We start from the raw sequence: 16,443 nt of genomic DNA on the forward strand, positions 1-16,443 counted from the left end.
TAATACTACTTATGCTTGTGTTTATGAATTATATTAACTATGACAATGGGTTTATCGTGTGATGGGGGAGGAAGTTATGAAGAACAAATTAACTGTAAGGCTGCTCATGTATGTAGGAGGCTTAGTGGTCGTCTTAACGTTGGCCTATATGGGCCTATTCTATAAAAGCGTAGGTGACTCTGTAGAATCTACCATATCCAATTATAGTATGGCTACAGCAACACATATCTCTACCCAGATGGATTCAGCACTGTATGAGCGTTTTATCGAAAATCCGACAGAAGGCAGAGAATATTGGCTACTGCGTGAGTCCTTAAGTGATTATCGGGAAAAAACAGGAGCCCTGTATGTATATACGGTTCAAATAGCTGAGGGAGAAAAGGTAAAAGTAATGATAGACGGGCAGCCCAGAAACCTTGAGACAGCCGGAAAAATTGGCGAAGCGGCAGGCGCTACGACCTATGAGGATGTGGCTCGTGTGCTCGAAGGCGAAACAAACAGCACAGATATTGTGAATGATCCGAAGTATGGCCAATATCTATCTGCGTTTGCCCCTATCAAAAATTCCAACGGAAAAGTCATTGGGATACTTGGCGTTGACATTGAAGCAAAAGTAGTAAAAAGTGTAGAGAAACAAGTGGTGAAATCGACACTGCCGCTTTTTATCATAAGCAGCATCCTTATTACTGCCGTGATCTTATTTGTAATAGGTATTTACCTTACACGCAAGCTGCGTCCGCTTCGGTCTGTTACGAAGGCTTCTAATTATTTTTCCGATGGTAATTTGCTGAAGGCAAATGAAGAGATTACAAACGTGAACATCAAGGGAGACGATGAGATCAGCCAACTGGCTCAGTCTTTCCGCCATATGGTTGAAAATAACAAATCCATGATTCAGCTAATGATAGCGACCAGCAAGCAATTGGCCGCATCCTCAGAACAATTGCACACCCATGCAAAGGAAACGAGGGTATCATCTAGACAAGTAGCGGACAAGACACAAGACGTAGTATCGGGCATGGATATACAGCTTCAAAGCACAGATGAGAGTTCCCGGGCTATGGAAGAGATGGCAATCGGCATTCAGCGGGTAGCCGAGTCCGCCTCCGTCGTGGCTGAACACTCTGTTGATACCGTAAAAGAATCACAGAACGGACAGCAGCTCCTAGACAATGCAATTAAACAGGTACAACAAATTCAAGCATCCGTGACAAAAACGGCTCAAACGCTAGAACAATTAGGCAACCGCTCGGAAGAAATCAGCCAAATACTAGACGTAATTACAGACATATCATCACAAACCAATTTGCTGGCGCTAAATGCTGCCATCGAAGCGGCACGGGCAGGCGAGCATGGTCGGGGATTTGCGGTGGTAGCCGATGAAGTGCGGAAGCTAGCCGAGCAGTCTGCACAATCAGCGCAAAACATTGCGCAGCTAATCCATCAGGTGCAAGAGGATACAAAATTATCGATGGATTCTATGAATGAAGGGATAGAGGAAGTGAAGACAGGCATTGCCTTTATCCATGAGGTGGGAAGCTCATTTCAGCGCATCGTTCATTCCATGCAGGAAATGGCCACTCAGGCACAGGAAGCCTCGGCGATCTCTGAAGAGATGTCAGCCAGCTCCCAAGAAGTAACCGCATCGGTGAGTGAGATGGCTCGCATGGCACATGAGACATCATCTACATCGAAGCTGGTATCAAACTTATCATCTGCACAGCTTCAGGCGATGGAAGAAGTGTCACGTTCTATTCATGCCTTAACACAAGTAACGGAAGAGCTTGAGGAACGAATCAATACGTTCAAAGTCTAAATGAATGCCAGCAGTCTTTGGCATACAAGATAATTTTTTTGTGTGAATCCATATTTTTCTTGTAATGTGGCATACTATCCTTATACACACATACATAGGAGGGTACAATGCTATGTCACCTATTCTTTTGCAAATTGATTTTCCAACCGATGGACCATTCGGCAAAGAAATGAGCGAAGCATACGCAGAGCTTGCTCAGCATTTGGCGCAAACGCCGGGTCTGATCTGGAAGATCTGGACGGAAAATGAGGGAACAAAAGAGGCGGGAGGAATTTATTTGTTTACGGATGAGGCGCATGCCAAGTCCTATCTCACTGAACATACCGCTCGTCTGCAGTCATTTGGCATCCAAAATATTCGCTCTAAAATTTTTGTGGTAAACGAACCGCTGTCTGCGACAACAAAATTTATAGTCAGGTAACGTGTAAAGTACACGTAAAATAAAAGGCCAAGCATGTTGATGTAACAGCATGCTTGGCTTTTCCTTTTATCAAGGTTTCGGTTGCAAGGAAGCTAAAGAACAATCTTACTAAACATGAGATTGTGAAGCAGTTGAAAAAAGAGATGAATGGTACGCTTTTATCTGCAAAAAGCTTTTTTAAAGGTACCGGTGCTGGAGCATTGGGCGCTGCACTCTCCACTAAAGATAGCTTGGAAGCTTTGGTTAAAGATCCTGTGGGAACAGCACAAGGTGTTGTAGCAGGTGTGTGGAAAGTAGTAAGTAATCCTAAGGAGAGCTTGAACAATCTGAGTCGTGACCTTGAGGGTCTCTACTATCAAATGAAAGATGGTGGCTGGGAGACAAGAGGGCAATTAGTAGGAAGTTATGTTACATCAGCCTTATTAGATAAAGGAGTGGGAAAAGTACTAAAAGTAACTCCGAATTCTAAAGAGACTCCAAAGCTTACTCAGGGGATGGATAAAGTTAAATTCTCTACAAACAACTTGCCAAAGGATTCTAAAGAATTAATCAACAACGGATGGAAAGATGTAACACCAGAAGGAATGGCGAAAAATACTAGCTCAAGAGAGTTTATTGATCCTGAAACTGGAATGAAGGTTAGATTTGATCCTGGCAAACTAGGAACAAATGGTTTTGAAGGTAAAGATCATTATCACGTGCACAATCCAAACAGTACAGGTAAAAAGGATTATCACCTTGATATTAAAGGTAATCTAGTGCTAAAAGGCTCGAAAGCATCTCATATTGAACCGTAGCTTAGGAGGAGAAATATGAAACCATCAGAATTTATTAAAGCTCATAACCTTTTTGATAGTCTTGTTGAGGAATTAGAGTATGATGAAGTTAATAAGCAATTAAAGATAACGTTAGAATTGTGTCAGTGGAAGCAATCTTACTATGTTGAAACTGAACCAGAAATGCAGCTTGGAATATTAATATTTTCAGATGTAATATTCTACAAAACCGAACCTGAATTGTTCAATCTGAACAGTAATGAAATACTAGAGATTGATTTGCTCACATTTGATGGAGAAGGTGAGCGTATAAAAATAGTACTTAATGGTTTAGACGATGTGATTATACTAAACATTCAATCTAATGAAGTGGAATGGAAAGAAATAAAAACGGAGGGTGAACAACAGTTAGGCATTTAAAACCAAACAACAAGATCGTACAATACAACCCATAAACCATATACTAAAAAACTTAACAATACACATGGTAAACTTTCAAAGGCTTATTCCAACTTAAACGGTGAGGAGGAATGAGCCTTTTTGTATGTCCAAAATTAAAGGAGTAAAACAATGGCAAAGCAGGTACAGGCGGAGGCTACCCAGTGCCGAATGAATCTATCATTCGACACTAACCCGTACAAAAATACAGCGCGGCATGTACCATTAAGAAAAGCTGTTTTCCTATAGCATAATTTTTAGAACTTGAAGAACTCATTTGCCTTATCCAATCTTCGAATACCAATCAGATTGGTAACTGGATTAGGTGTTTCGAGAAAAAAGTCATATCGACCTGGTTCGGAACGCTTGCGAATATTGTAGTGTCTGTACTCCAGTTTACCGCCTTGAAATTGCGTCCGGCTTAGTTTCTTGCTTTTTAAATCAGTAATGAGAACAGATACATTATTGTATACTTTGCCGGATTTAGTTGTAAACCGAATGAATCCCCCATTGTTTGGAGAGCCATCGCTTCGTAGAAAGCCTATCGGAACTCCGGGATAGGATTCAGTTAGCACCCGTGCATATAATCGTGAAGCTGGCACTCCTGGAGGACCTTTCCCCAATCGAGCTCGCTCGTACTCCGCAACCGTCTTGTAAAAATACAATCTGTTTCGTGCAATCGAGCCTTTTTTTCCGACATGCCATATCATAGCGGGAGAGGTAGTAGACGTAATGGTAGTGGCTGCTGATCCATTGTGAACGCCTGTCTGCCATTTTCCATTTACACGCTGGACATATAAGATTCCCACAGATGAGCCTTTTGTAATAGCCATGTTGTTCACATCCTTTTTACAGTATGCACTCTTCGAATGATGAGGTGACCTACAACAACGAATCAATTAAAGTCCAAAGGTGATTCTCGGTATCTTTTTGCTGCGAATGATTGGTTTTTTAACGGGTGTCGATACGTTCCCATTCTGCACTTGAAACACGCTAATGTTGTTAAAATCAATCACCGCCCCGCCGGTACCGTTAATAAGATAAGGAATTCCGCCAATGTCTTTAAAGCCATAGTCATGCACGTGTCCGCATAAAACATGCTGAACTTTCTTCTTGTATTGCTGCATCAAATGTAAAAACTCTTGATTTTTTGGATGCCCCTTTACTAAAAATTCGTCCCCGACTGTCAGACAAAATTTGGTTCCATCTCCTCGGCTCCAATCTCCGGGGGATTGCGGCGGTACATGCATCATCACTACAATGTTACTGTTCTTAGGAGTCGTTCTTAGAAATTCTTTTAATTTTGTCAGTGCGAGGCCAGACTGTTCAAAACCATAGTACTTATAAGCCGCGTTGGTGATCTGAGTTTCCGGTCCAATATTATTCAAGGCAATCACTCGCAAGTGAGGCACGTCAATCTTATAATTTAATTGATTAGAGATAAGTCTCTTGTATGGATTAAGTGGGCCGCGCGGGCCGTTTCGCTCATGATTTCCAGGGACTGCGAATACAGGTATTTTCGTTTGATTCATAAATGAGACGACCGTTTCTTTAAAATAAGTTAGCTGTTCATTTGTACCAGAAAACACACTATCGCCACCAAGCAAAATAAATAGCGGGTTTTCTCTGGCGGCCGTTTCCAACCCTCCTAAGAAAATTTGATAGCGAATAATGGCTTCTTGTTTCGTTTCGCCCCAGTCAAACCATGAATCCCCAAAATAGGCAAACGTAAATGAATTTGCCTTCTTTTTATGTGCTAATATATGATGTGCGATTTGACGCATTGTTGCCATGATACTAATCCCCCCTTACTTTCATGTCTATTCTTTAAGTGAGTAAAAGGTATAGGCGAACATGCAGTACACTTTGCGGATTTTAGCGATACCAAGCCCGTACAAATGGGAAGGGTGTGATGTGATGTTTTATATTTTTTATATAGGCGCTGATTGCTTATTTGAGGAGCTTAAGAAAAACATCGAAGATTTTATAAAAGCAAACCGTCTTGATAATGGAAGCATAGGTAGAAATACAAGCGAAGAATTCGTAGTCGTATTCGATTGGGCAACGATGAGCATGAAAGAGGGAGGGCAAGGTCTCGCATTCATAAGCGAAGATTATCAAATGAATCTTACATATCGCTTATGGTTTGAAGTATTTCACAGGGAGGCGAACTGGGCGGAGCGTTTCATGACCTTTATCGGCCATATGCTCAGCAGTGTGGAAGGTGATTGTGTACTGGAGTCCAATGGAGATACTCCAATCTTAATCAGAAGAAACGGGAACGTAGTCGTTGATGACAAAAAGATGAATGGCACGCAAAGGTTTCCGTTCTATGCTTTGCATTATCCCTTTGTAGAAGGTGATGAACTGGAGGTAGATGAACGATGATGAAAAAAGCACGAACACACACAATAAAAGGTGCGTTCGTGCCATAGTTTGCGTGTTACTACTTGATTATGTGATACTTCTTTAAAATATCGAATGTAATATTCTTAGCCTGTGTACCTGTGCCATCTACATTGGTGGCAAAAGCATAAGAACGATCCCCTCCGTCCACAAAGCCAACAAACCACCCCAAGCCGTTATCGGACCTTGTACCTGTTTTTCCGTAAAGCGTATAATCATCTTCCTCCTGCTGGATCATCATTCGCTTTCCTGTCTTCATTACCGCTTTATCAAAGGGCAGTTCTTCTTTATACAGTTTCTCCATGAAATCTGTTTGTTCCAATGCAGAGATGGCAAGAGAGCTGTTCAACCAGAATTGATCAATGCCGCCGCTTATATCCTGATTGCCATAGGAGAGCTTTTGCACCCATTCTTTCATACGTTTCTCCCCGATATCTCTAGCCATCGCTTGATAATACCATACAACGGAATTGCGCATGCCCGATCCAAGCGTGTGATCGCGGTTCCACGCATCGATTTTCCGTACGACCCCATCCCACCACTTCACATCATATTCATCCTGAACCGCTTTTACTTGCAGTCCGATTAATGCATGTGGCACCTTGTAGGTAGATTCCGGTGTTCTTCTTTCCTGTGCTCTCTTTTGATTGTAGACAAATGTTTGTCCGTTTTTCATATCACGCAATACAAATGTCCCGTCACGATCCGCAAAAAACTCATCAACCTTCATTTTTTTAACCGTCTCTTTCCCTGATGGCTGAGCCTGTGCTGTAAAACCTATTGCTCCTATACATAGTAAAAGGAGCGATAACCAGATTGCTTTTTTCATCCTAGACACCTCACCTTGGTTAATGATTTTACAGTCTGATTGTACAGCGTAATTGTAGGAATATTCTATGTTATTGATATGATATTTCTATTACGTATCGATGACGTGCATGCATTTGAACCTTGTCATATACCCAGCCTACAGCGGCTCCTATCCAGGGGAATGCTTACAAAATCAGTGAGTTTCAGACATACGTTAGTATAAAAACCATTTTCATTATAGAACTTATGTTAGAATAGGTAGATAATCCTATGGGAGGGTTGGTTAAATGAATCGGTTGCGGAATTCTGTCACTTTATTAGCAGGATTTCAATGGTTGTTCTTTATGTTTGCCAATACAGTTGTCATTCCTCTTTCCGTTGGTAGCGCGCTTCAACTGGAGCAGGTTGAAATAATTTCCGCGATTCAGCGGTCTTTTATCGTTACCGGGATTGCCTGTATTCTGCAGGGGATGTTTGGCCACCGCTACGCGCTCATGGAAGGACAGTCGGGCCTGTGGTGGGGCGTGATTTTAAGTCTGGCTACGACAGCCAGTACACTACATATTGATATGGCAGCATTAGGGGGAAGCATTGCTGTTGGAGCGATAATCTCCGGTGTGCTTGTCACCGTGTTGGGCCTGCTTGGGCTCGGTGATGTACTAAAAAAATGGTTCACACCCGTTGTTATGTTTGTTTTTTTGCTTCTGCTTGCCAACCAGTTAATCTTCATTTTTCTAAAGGGGATGATCGGTTTAAATAGCGGCGATCATATCGACGTTGGCGTGGCGTGCTTTTCATTTGCTATCGCAGCGCTTACCATTCTGCTCAATGTGAAAGCAAAGGGCGTGATCAGCAATCTATCCTTGCTTATTGGTATGATTGTCGGCTGGGTTGGAGCCGTTTTTCTTTTCCCGCAGGAGGCAGCGACTTCCATTAAGACCGTTCCCTTTCTCACATGGTTTCCGTGGGGGGAACCAACGCTGCAGTGGGGAATTGTGTTGACCGTAATCATTACGGGGTTATTGAACACAACGAATACGATCGCAACATTAAAAGGAGCCGAGGATATTTATGAAAAGGAGACGAGATCAAATCAGTATCGTGCATCCCTGGCATGGTCGGGAGCTTTTACATCAGCAGCAGGAGTGCTGGGTTTGGTTCCGTATGCACCGTATGCGTCTTCGCTCGGCTTTTTACAATCCACAGGCATTAGAGAAAGGGCGCCCTTTTTTGTAGGTTCACTGTTATTTATTGTTTTGGGTATGATTCCATCGTTCAGCACGTTTTTTTCAACGATCCCGCAGAGTGTTGGCAATACTATTTTGTTTGTTGCTTATTTGCAGTTGTTTCGTTCAGCACTTACTAATATTGAACACCTTGCGTTTTCTTCCAAGAATATTTATCGTATTGCGCTGCCGGCTTTGCTCGGGATGACAATTATGAATATCCCGGCAGAAGCTTTCGCCACGATTCCTGCGCTGATTCGCCCACTGCTTTCTAATGGTTTGTTAATGGGAATTTTGATTGCCTTATTCATGGAATTCTTATATTATTTCAGTACGCTAAAAAATAATATGCAAGGCTCCGTTCATTTTACTTCAATAAAATAAGAACACCTTATCCTTATATTCTCAGCACCTGTATGCCTTTTGGGCAATGCGGGTGCTTTTATTTTTGCAGCAAAAATGTACGAGTAAAAGTAAAAATGTATTATTTTAATAATTTTTATTATTTATTATATTTTGATTATAGATACAGGCTATAAAACGAAGTGAGGTGGTGGCTGAATGGCGAGTCTTCAATTTAACCATGTGAAAAAGAGGTACGGGACCCAAGAGTATACCGTCAAGGACTTTCATTTGGAAGTAGCGGACAAAGAGTTTCTTGTCCTTGTCGGTCCGTCCGGTTGTGGAAAGTCAACAACGCTGCGGATGATTGCCGGGCTTGAAGAGATCTCGGAAGGTGAGTTCTACATTGGAGATCGACTTGTTAATGATGTGCCTCCGAAGGATCGAGATATTGCGATGGTATTTCAAAATTATGCGCTATACCCCCATATGAGCGTATATGAAAACATGGCTTTTGGCTTAAAGCTGCGAAAGCTGCCGAAGCAGGAGGTTGAAGCAAGGGTAAGAGAGGCGGCCCGTACGCTTGATATCGAGCATTTGCTGGATCGAAAGCCAAAAGCGCTCTCTGGTGGTCAACGGCAGCGGGTGGCACTTGGACGTGCGATGGTGCGCAATCCTCAGGTCTTCTTGATGGATGAACCGTTATCCAACCTTGATGCGAAGCTTCGTGTGCAGATGCGGACAGAGATCAGCAAGCTGCATAGAGAGTTGCAGACAACGATTGTGTACGTTACGCATGACCAGACCGAAGCGATGACTATGGCGGATCGAATTGTCGTCATGTATAACGGTGTCATCCAGCAGGTGGCCACACCGCAGGAGATTTACCATACACCAGCCAATACGTTTGTTGCCGGTTTTATCGGCTCACCTGCCATGAACTTTCTAGAAGGGGTGATTGAAGAAAGAGGCGGGAACGTATATTTTGCTGCTGATTCGTTTTCGCTGCTGCTAGAAGGTAGTACCGCATCATCGCTGAAAGAGGCAGGATACGTAGGAAAGGCAGTGATTTTAGGGATACGACCTGAACATATCCTTCCCGCTATTTCAGACTCTGAGAGCGCCGTGATGGGTGATATCGATATGATAGAGAATACGGGGGCAGAAGCCTTCGTCTATATTACGATGCATGCGTTATCTCTTGTGGCGAAGTGGGGAGGCAGCACGTATTACCAAAGCGGACAGAGTGTTCCGTTGTATTTTGATAGAGAGCACCTTCACTTTTTTGATAAGGAGACGAAAGAAGCCATTGCGCTTGCGGCGGTGGATGCGATGAAAGAGATGCATGTATGAAAGGGAGTATTGTTGGTGGAGGAGTGTACAGGGCTTGTGAATGGATTGCGTTTCTAGCTTATGTCAATGTGCTTTGGCTTCTCTTCTCACTGCTCGGCTGTATTCTTTTTGGCTTTATGCCGGCAACGGCGGCTATGTTTTTTTGTATACGAAAATATAGGTTTGAAACAAAGGATTTTCCTGTATGGGCAACGTTTTGGCAGGTGTTCCGCCGTGAGTACCGATCCGCTCAAAAAGTCGGAGGTATACTGGGAGCGCTGGGTGGCGGGCTGTTTCTGATACATGGCTACGTGCTTCCGGCTCTTGCCGGGGAGTGGGCGGGTCATCTATATGTGTATGGCATGGAAGCAGGCATCGTTCTATGCATTGTGTTAGCCCTGCAATATCTTTTTCCGATGCTTGCCCATGTGGAGATGGGAATGGGAGCGTATTTTAAAAATGCGGCGCTGCTGTTTCTCATCCGTCCGCTGCATGCGCTGGGTACGGCATGCGGGCTGCTTCTCATAGGAAGCATTCTGCTGCGTTATCCCTCTCTCTTTCCTTTTTATGGCGGAAGTATAGCGGCGATGTGGCTGAGCTGGAATTATGAAAGGATAGAGCAGTCGATTCGCAGCATGGAGACAATGGAAGGCACGACAAATCATATCGTAAAAAACGGAGGCTGATCGTATGTATTCAAAAAGCGCGGCATTATATGAGGAAGCAACACAATATACACCAGGAGGGGTGCATACATCGATCCGCAACATTGATCCCCACTTGATTTTTACAGAGGCAAAAGGCGCCTACATTTACGATGCAGACGGAAATAAGTATATTGATTATCAGGCCGCTTTTGGACCGTATATACTCGGACACAATCATCCGTTTGTGAATGATCGTGTTAAGGAGGCGCTTGATCGGACGGATTTGTTTGGAGTGGGGACGACGGATTTGGAAATCGAATGTGCGCGTAAAATCACCACGCACGTGCCATCGGCTGATCAGGTGTTGTTCTGCAATTCCGGCTCTGAGGCAACGTATCATGCCATTCGTCTCTCGCGTGCGGTGACGGAACGAACGAAGCTGATTAAGTTTCAGGGATGCTATCATGGCTGGCATGATTATGTGGCAAGAAACATGCTGAGTACGCCGGATAAAATCGGCAAGCGTGACCCGGGCTCGGCAGGCATGATGGAAGAAGCGATCGATCATACGCTGATCTGCACCTATAACGATCTTGAGGATGTGGAGCGTACATTCCAGCAGCATGCCGGTGAAATCGCGGCCTTAATTGTAGAGCCGATCCCTCATAACATCGGCTGTGTTATGCCGCAGCCAGGTTTCTTGGAAGGACTGCGCGAGCTGTGCAGCGCATACGGCGCTCTCTTAATCTTTGATGAAGTCATTACCGGTTTTCGGCACAATATCGGTGGCTATCAAAAGGTATGCGGGGTGACGCCGGATTTGACGACAATGGGAAAAGCGATGGCGAACGGCTTCCCGATTGCGGCAATCGCCGGAAAGAAAGAATACATGGAGCGGTTTAATACGAATCCGGGCGGTGATGTATGGTTTGCCGGTACGTACAATGGACATGCCGTAGGAACAGCCGCTACCATCGCCACGATTGAGCTGATGGAGAATGAGCCGGTGCATGAACATATTTTTGCATTGGGCGATCGGATGCGTAGCGGAATTCGGGACATTCATACACGCCTTGGCATTCAGGCTTATGTCGCAGGATTTGGCTCGGTATGGACCACATATTTTATGAACTTTGAGCCGAAAAATTACACTGACTTAATGGAAAACGATGCAGAATTGTATGTCACGTATCGTAAAAAGCTGCTAGAGCGAGGCGTATTTAAGATGCCGATGAATATTAAGCGCAATCATATCAGCTACAGCCATACAGAAAATGACATTGACAATACCCTGCAGATTATTGAAGATGTATTAAAAGAAGTAAAGCCCGTATCCTCTTCAACTGGTAAATAGTGTGAATTTTACGAAATCATCATTCTTTATAAGAGAATGGTGATTTCTCTTCATGTAGAGAGGTATTGGATGAAAGGGGTTGTCTGCATGCGAATTGTTATTGTTGATGATCAAAAATCATTGCGGTTAGGATTGGCTAAGCGTGTTGAACAGCTCGACGAGCGGTATAAGGTTGTCGGAATCGCCGGCAACGGTGCGGAAGGGGAGCAAATCATCCGATTAACGAAGCCGGATATTGCTTTTGTTGACATTCGGATGCCATTTATTAACGGGATCGACCTCATTAAAAAATTGCGCGCTGACAATGAAGCGGCCTGTACTTCATTCATTATTCTCACGGCGTATTCCGAGTTTGAATATGCCCAGCAGGCACTTCGCTACGGGGCGTTTGATTATTTGCTAAAGCCTGTATCTAGAGAAACCCTTGAAAAAACGATGCTGCGTGTGTCCGACCAATTTGCTGGTATGAAAGAAGAGATGACCCATGCGGCAGTGCAGGAGGAAGAAGATACCGCACAGCGGATACGAGCGTTCATCACATGCTATATCGAAGGCGTGATAACAGAGAGAGAAGCCGTACACAGCATTGTTAGACAAGCACTTGAGATCATCCGTGCTGAATATATGCTTCCGCTAACATTAGCCGGGGTATCGAAGCGCCTGCATGTAAATGAAAGCTATTTAAGCCGTCTTTTTTCGCACGATGTGGGTGTAGGTTTTATCAAGTTTTTAAATCATGTGCGCATCAATGTAGCGCTGGAGCTAATGAAGGAACCCGGGCTTCGGATTAGTGAGATTTCTCAAATGGCAGGGTTTGATAATGTAACGTATTTTGGAAGGTTGTTTAGAAAACATACGAAGCAATCCCCGAGTGAGTATAAACATCACCTTCACGCAGTTGGAGTGAAGCATGAAAGGTAAATGGCCGCATCTTTCCTTTCGCCAATCGCTGCTGACCAAATTCGTCTTTGCCTTTGTTGCTTTTCTGAGCATACCGATTCTGGTGTTTCAGTTTCTCCTGTTTCATTCCTGGATGGATACATCGGTAGCGCTTGTTGTAAAACAGCATGAAGTGAACCTATATTATATCAAACAAAAAATTGAACGTACGCTCCATGCGATCGAAGAAGAAAACGACACGCTATATAAAATGACAGGCAATGAGGCCTTTTTGTTTGCGGAGATCGGAAAAGTAGAAACGATCGAGCAATTGCGGGGGAATCCGTATGTTCTAGATGCCTTGGATCGGGTGAAGAACCAGCTTTTTGATCAGTCCCCAGGCAAAAATGTATACAGCTTTCTATCGATGGATGGTCAACTGCTGTATCAGCGTACCGATATGTCTTCTCTTATTTTAAAGGGGGCGCAGAAAAAAAGTTATAAGCAGGAAGCGTGGTTTCAAGAGGTTGTCGCCAGAGGAGCCGCCAATACGGTGCTCCCTGCACATGCGTCTTTTTTTGTGAGCGATGATTCGCGTCGCTATCTTTCATTTGCCCAGGTGCTTCGCAATCCATATACGCTAGAGTCGATCGGCATCAGTATGATTGATGTCGATCTTACGTTATTTGACTCCCTTGTGCAGGACATTACTACAAGCCCTTACATCGGTGTAGAGATTGTTGGCTCCGATGGTCACCTGCTCTACAGTCGTAATGTAGAACAGGCAGGTGACAGATCAGCGGACTATGTGGAGATGGCAGAGGAGATTCGTCCGTATGGATGGCAGCTTAAAGGGAAAGTGATGAAAAATATTCTGATTGATTATTATCAGGCCTCATTAATACAGAACAATATGATCGTCATTATTGCTACGTTAATCCTGCTCGGCTGCTTTGTGTTGTTCCTCTCTCGCCGCCTATCTCCTCTGTCCCAGTTGGCGGAGATGATGAATAAAGCGAAGCAGGGAAATTTCAAGGTGCGAATTCAGATGGATGGCCGGGATGAATTCAAAGTGCTCATTGCCACATTCAATGAAATGACCACTGAAATTGAGAGATTGTTTCAAGAGAAGGAGAAGGTATATCAAGAAAAGTTGAAATATGAGCTTACCAGTATGGAAAAAATCATTAACCCGCATTTTATGTACAATACGCTCGATGTAATTCAATACAAGGCGGCTGATGAAGATACGGATACCGTATGCGATATGATCATCTCTTTATCCACGATCATGAGGTATACCGTGGAGCGGTTTGATGAGCGGGTCAACTGGCGGGAGGAAGTGCAGTGGCTTACAGACTATTTGTATTTACAAAAACAATTATATGAAGAACGGGTGACATGTCACCTTCTCATAGATGAGGAGGTGCTGCGCTTCACAACCCGCAAACTTATGCTGCAGCCTTTTGTGGAGAATGCATTTATTCACGGATTTGAAAACAAGCTAGAGGACGGGCTGCTCTTCATCAAAGGATGGGTAGAGGCTGACTGCCTTGTCTTCCGCATTGAAGATAATGGAAAAGGGTTTTCCAAGCGGGTGGCCTGGAGGCTGACGCGAGATACGATCGATCTTGTTAAACCCCTGGGGTTTGGTATGTATGTTACAGCGCAGCGCTTTTTGCTAGAGGATGCAAACAATGTGATCGTGATTAATAGTGAGCCTGAACATGGTACCACCATTGAATTAAGGCAAAGAATATATGAATAAAGCAAAAGATGTATGATATTTTATTCGTCGTATTTTTCTTAACATTATGAAAAGGAGGTTGGTGTGCAGATGAAAGTAAGAAAGAAGGCGGTCGGTACGTGGCTTGCGGTCCTCCTGCTTGTTGGAAGCACCGTGGGCTGCGGGAAGACGGAGACGGAAGAAGCAGGAAAGGGTGCGGGCTCGCAGCAAACCCAAAAGGTACGTGTGTTTTTAGCGGATTCTTTGCTGGTCTCTAAATCAAAGGCGGAAGAGATCACCAAAAAGTTCGAGGATGAGCACCCTGCGATTGATGTGCAGTTCGAAACAGTACCGGATGGTAATTTATTTGAGCGGCTGCGTGTGATGGTGGCAACCGATGAAATGCCGGATATCTATCAAATTAATACGGGGCATACGTCGGCTGCACTAGCCAATAAAGGCGGCTATCTGTATGACTTAAAAGAGATGGAATCAATGCAGAACTTCTCCCCAGCCATCCAAAAGGCGGTGCAGGTAGACGGTAAAAGCGCAGCGTTTTCTTTAGGAATCGGGGTATTGGGCTTTCATTACAATAAGGAGTTGCTGGCGGAAGTCGGATTTGCACAACCTCCACAAACGTGGGAAGAGCTGATGGAAGCCGGTGAGAAGCTAAAGCAGAAGGACAAGGCGCTCCTTGTATATGCGTCCAAGTGGCAAACCTCGATCGGTAACGTATTTCATTGGACATTCGGACATCACGCCTTAAAAAACCCAGAATTCCGCAAAGCGTATGAGTCCAATTCCGTTGACTGGAGCAAGCCTGAGAACCATGCGATTTTACTTGAGGGCTATAAACGATTTGCAGAGTTAAATAAATACGTGCTGTCTGGCAGCTTCACGAACGAATACCAGGTGGCCCAGCAGGCTTTCGTGAATGGAGAAGCGGCTATGATCATGGGCGGGACATGGGATGGTGTTCAGATTCGCAACATGGCACCTGATTTGAAAACCGCATTTATGAATCTGCCGTATGCGAAGGAGCAGGAGAACCCGGTTATTTTTACTGCTGAAGACGGGCTTGCCATTAACGCCAAATCGCAAAATCTGGAGGCGGCGAAGACATTTCTTAACTGGCTATTCAGCAAGGAAGCGTACGGACAAATCGTAGCGGCCAAGCAGAATTTTTCTGCGCAGCCTGGTGTAGGAGAGTTGGATGAAGTATATGCGCAGGTTCCAAAGTGGTTGGAGACAAATCGTACCGTTCCTTTTGCCAACATCGGTCCGATGCCGGATACCGTATACATTAAGCTCGGTGAGACAGCGCAATCTACCACGTTTGGCAGTGATGTGGAAAAAGCGGTAGAACAATTCGTGAAAGAATATACGACCAAAAAGAAATAAAGAGAGGATGCTGCATGCAAAACCAACGAACATTATCGAATCTCATGTTTTTATTCCCGGTCTCGATCGTGATTTTCACTTTTCTACTGCTGCCGATGCTCCAGACGCTGTATTACAGCTTTACGGATTGGCAGGGCATAGGGGAATACCGGTTTATCGGATTGGAGAATTATACTCAAGTGTTTCAGGATGAGACGTATCTTGATGCGCTGTGGCGCACGCTGTTTATTGGTACGTCTGCGGCGCTGCTTGCCAATGTTTTCGGGCTGGGCTTAGCGCTGGTGCTGAATCAGGCGCTGAAGACGAAGAATATTCTTCGGGCGCTGTTTTACATTCCGAATGTTGTCCCTGTCGTGGTCGCCGCTTTCGTCTGGCAGTTCATGCTGAGTGGAAACGGCCTGATTAACTCCTTGTTCTCGATAAAGATTCCGTGGCTGGATTCCCCGCAATATGTGGTGTTTTCCATTATCGGCATCTCGGTCTGGCAGATGATTGGACCGATTATGATTGTTTATTTGGCTGCGCTGCAGGGTGTGCCGGATGAGCTGAAGGAAGCGGCGATGGTGGATGGGGCTTCTGCGGTTCGCCGTTTCTTCACCGTTACCGTACCGATGATCGCGCCGGGGATCACCGTGAACGTGTTAATCGGACTGGCCAACGGCATCCGCCTGTTTGATCTGCCGTATGCCCTGACGGGGGGCGGGCCTGCCAATGCGAGTGAAACGCTGGCCATCCGCATCTATAAGTATGCGTTCGAGTCGGCAAATCTCACCTTTGGCATGGCAGCGTCTGTCGTAATGACGGTTGTAGTGCTGATCCTTACCTATTTCTTTGTCGGGCTTTCAACTAAATACGAAAGGAGCACATAG

General features: G+C 44.6%; 16 protein-coding genes. 13 read left to right on the forward strand and 3 right to left on the reverse strand.

All coding sequences use genetic code 11. The features are described 5' to 3' along the window. The first annotated feature begins 76 nt into the window (after positions 1-76). The 4 genes from AB3351_RS02185 to AB3351_RS02200 all read left to right on the forward strand — a co-directional run bounded on the left by AB3351_RS02185 (position 77) and on the right by AB3351_RS02200 (position 3,433). Entirely contained in the window at positions 77-1,816 is a 1,740-nt protein-coding gene (locus AB3351_RS02185; protein WP_371145473.1) for a methyl-accepting chemotaxis protein, read from the forward strand. Positions 1,817-1,928: 112 nt separating this feature from the next. Then, positions 1,929-2,237: a monooxygenase gene (locus AB3351_RS02190; protein ID WP_371145474.1), complete on the forward strand. Its 309-nt coding sequence runs from the start codon at positions 1,929-1,931 to the stop codon at positions 2,235-2,237. A 131-nt stretch (positions 2,238-2,368) separates the two neighbouring features. Beyond that, positions 2,369-3,034 (forward strand): hypothetical protein, encoded by a 666-nt coding sequence (locus AB3351_RS02195; protein ID WP_371145475.1) that lies wholly within the window; start codon positions 2,369-2,371, stop codon positions 3,032-3,034. A gap of 15 nt (positions 3,035-3,049) precedes the next feature. Beyond that, entirely contained in the window at positions 3,050-3,433 is a 384-nt protein-coding gene (locus AB3351_RS02200; RefSeq protein WP_371145476.1) for a hypothetical protein, read from the forward strand. Positions 3,434-3,708: 275 nt separating this feature from the next. Here the strand turns inward: AB3351_RS02200 and AB3351_RS02205 are convergent, their stop codons facing one another. Both AB3351_RS02205 and AB3351_RS02210 read right to left on the reverse strand, forming a co-directional pair. Next, entirely contained in the window at positions 3,709-4,284 is a 576-nt protein-coding gene (locus AB3351_RS02205) for a hypothetical protein (protein ID WP_371145477.1), read from the reverse strand. Positions 4,285-4,350: 66 nt separating this feature from the next. Beyond that, positions 4,351-5,244: a metallophosphoesterase family protein gene (locus AB3351_RS02210; protein ID WP_371145478.1), complete on the reverse strand. Its 894-nt coding sequence runs from the start codon at positions 5,242-5,244 to the stop codon at positions 4,351-4,353. A gap of 124 nt (positions 5,245-5,368) precedes the next feature. Here AB3351_RS02210 and AB3351_RS02215 point away from each other — a divergent pair, with 124 nt between their 5' ends. Continuing rightward, entirely contained in the window at positions 5,369-5,839 is a 471-nt protein-coding gene (locus AB3351_RS02215) for a SitI3 family protein (protein ID WP_371145479.1), read from the forward strand. Positions 5,840-5,897: 58 nt separating this feature from the next. On the opposite strand, the gene blaOXA is transcribed toward AB3351_RS02215, so the two are convergent. Then, positions 5,898-6,686, reverse strand: a complete 789-nt coding sequence (gene blaOXA / locus AB3351_RS02220; protein WP_371145480.1) for a class D beta-lactamase — start codon at positions 6,684-6,686, stop codon at positions 5,898-5,900. Between the two features lie 268 nt (positions 6,687-6,954). Here blaOXA and AB3351_RS02225 point away from each other — a divergent pair, with 268 nt between their 5' ends. From AB3351_RS02225 to AB3351_RS02260, 8 genes are all read left to right on the forward strand, one after another. Continuing rightward, positions 6,955-8,277 carry a uracil/xanthine transporter gene (locus AB3351_RS02225; RefSeq protein ID WP_371145481.1) on the forward strand — a complete coding sequence of 441 codons (1,323 nt, stop codon included), beginning with the start codon at positions 6,955-6,957 and terminating at the stop codon, positions 8,275-8,277. 177 nt (positions 8,278-8,454) lie between these two features. Then, entirely contained in the window at positions 8,455-9,588 is a 1,134-nt protein-coding gene (locus AB3351_RS02230) for an ABC transporter ATP-binding protein (RefSeq protein ID WP_371145482.1), read from the forward strand. Then, on the forward strand, positions 9,585-10,253 hold the full coding sequence (locus AB3351_RS02235; RefSeq protein ID WP_371145483.1) for a YesL family protein: 669 nt from the start codon (positions 9,585-9,587) through the stop codon (positions 10,251-10,253). The genes AB3351_RS02230 and AB3351_RS02235 overlap by 4 nt, the downstream gene beginning before the upstream one ends. A 4-nt stretch (positions 10,254-10,257) precedes the next feature. Next, positions 10,258-11,568 carry an aspartate aminotransferase family protein gene (locus AB3351_RS02240; protein ID WP_371145484.1) on the forward strand — a complete coding sequence of 437 codons (1,311 nt, stop codon included), beginning with the start codon at positions 10,258-10,260 and terminating at the stop codon, positions 11,566-11,568. 87 nt (positions 11,569-11,655) lie between these two features. Then, positions 11,656-12,489 (forward strand): response regulator transcription factor, encoded by an 834-nt coding sequence (locus AB3351_RS02245; protein ID WP_371145485.1) that lies wholly within the window; start codon positions 11,656-11,658, stop codon positions 12,487-12,489. Continuing rightward, complete coding sequence (locus tag AB3351_RS02250; RefSeq protein WP_371145486.1) at positions 12,479-14,215, forward strand: cache domain-containing sensor histidine kinase; 1,737 nt, start codon at positions 12,479-12,481, stop codon at positions 14,213-14,215. The genes AB3351_RS02245 and AB3351_RS02250 overlap by 11 nt, the downstream gene beginning before the upstream one ends. Positions 14,216-14,284: 69 nt before the next feature. After that, positions 14,285-15,574: an ABC transporter substrate-binding protein gene (locus AB3351_RS02255; RefSeq protein WP_371145487.1), complete on the forward strand. Its 1,290-nt coding sequence runs from the start codon at positions 14,285-14,287 to the stop codon at positions 15,572-15,574. A 14-nt stretch (positions 15,575-15,588) separates the two neighbouring features. Next, complete coding sequence (locus tag AB3351_RS02260; RefSeq protein ID WP_371145488.1) at positions 15,589-16,443, forward strand: carbohydrate ABC transporter permease; 855 nt, start codon at positions 15,589-15,591, stop codon at positions 16,441-16,443.

It is taken from the genome of Aneurinibacillus sp. REN35 (genome assembly GCF_041379945.2).
GTDB lineage: Bacteria > Bacillota > Bacilli > Aneurinibacillales > Aneurinibacillaceae > Aneurinibacillus.

Bases quoted from the DNA above. Each gene is read 5' to 3' on its own strand.
- AB3351_RS02205 (WP_371145477.1), bottom strand. From the start codon at position 4,284: ATGGCTATTACAAAAGGCTCATCTGTGGGAATCTTATATGTCCAGCGT.
- AB3351_RS02260 (WP_371145488.1), top strand. From the start codon at position 15,589: ATGCAAAACCAACGAACATTATCGAATCTCATGTTTTTATTCCCGGTC.
- AB3351_RS02245 (WP_371145485.1), top strand. From the start codon at position 11,656: ATGCGAATTGTTATTGTTGATGATCAAAAATCATTGCGGTTAGGATTG.
- AB3351_RS02200 (WP_371145476.1), top strand. From the start codon at position 3,050: ATGAAACCATCAGAATTTATTAAAGCTCATAACCTTTTTGATAGTCTT.
- AB3351_RS02185 (WP_371145473.1), top strand. From the start codon at position 77: ATGAAGAACAAATTAACTGTAAGGCTGCTCATGTATGTAGGAGGCTTA.
- AB3351_RS02215 (WP_371145479.1), top strand. From the start codon at position 5,369: ATGTTTTATATTTTTTATATAGGCGCTGATTGCTTATTTGAGGAGCTT.
- AB3351_RS02190 (WP_371145474.1), top strand. From the start codon at position 1,929: ATGTCACCTATTCTTTTGCAAATTGATTTTCCAACCGATGGACCATTC.
- AB3351_RS02225 (WP_371145481.1), top strand. From the start codon at position 6,955: ATGAATCGGTTGCGGAATTCTGTCACTTTATTAGCAGGATTTCAATGG.
- AB3351_RS02235 (WP_371145483.1), top strand. From the start codon at position 9,585: ATGAAAGGGAGTATTGTTGGTGGAGGAGTGTACAGGGCTTGTGAATGG.
- AB3351_RS02230 (WP_371145482.1), top strand. From the start codon at position 8,455: ATGGCGAGTCTTCAATTTAACCATGTGAAAAAGAGGTACGGGACCCAA.
- AB3351_RS02250 (WP_371145486.1), top strand. From the start codon at position 12,479: ATGAAAGGTAAATGGCCGCATCTTTCCTTTCGCCAATCGCTGCTGACC.
- AB3351_RS02210 (WP_371145478.1), bottom strand. From the start codon at position 5,244: ATGGCAACAATGCGTCAAATCGCACATCATATATTAGCACATAAAAAG.
- blaOXA (WP_371145480.1), bottom strand. From the start codon at position 6,686: ATGAAAAAAGCAATCTGGTTATCGCTCCTTTTACTATGTATAGGAGCA.
- AB3351_RS02240 (WP_371145484.1), top strand. From the start codon at position 10,258: ATGTATTCAAAAAGCGCGGCATTATATGAGGAAGCAACACAATATACA.
- AB3351_RS02255 (WP_371145487.1), top strand. From the start codon at position 14,285: ATGAAAGTAAGAAAGAAGGCGGTCGGTACGTGGCTTGCGGTCCTCCTG.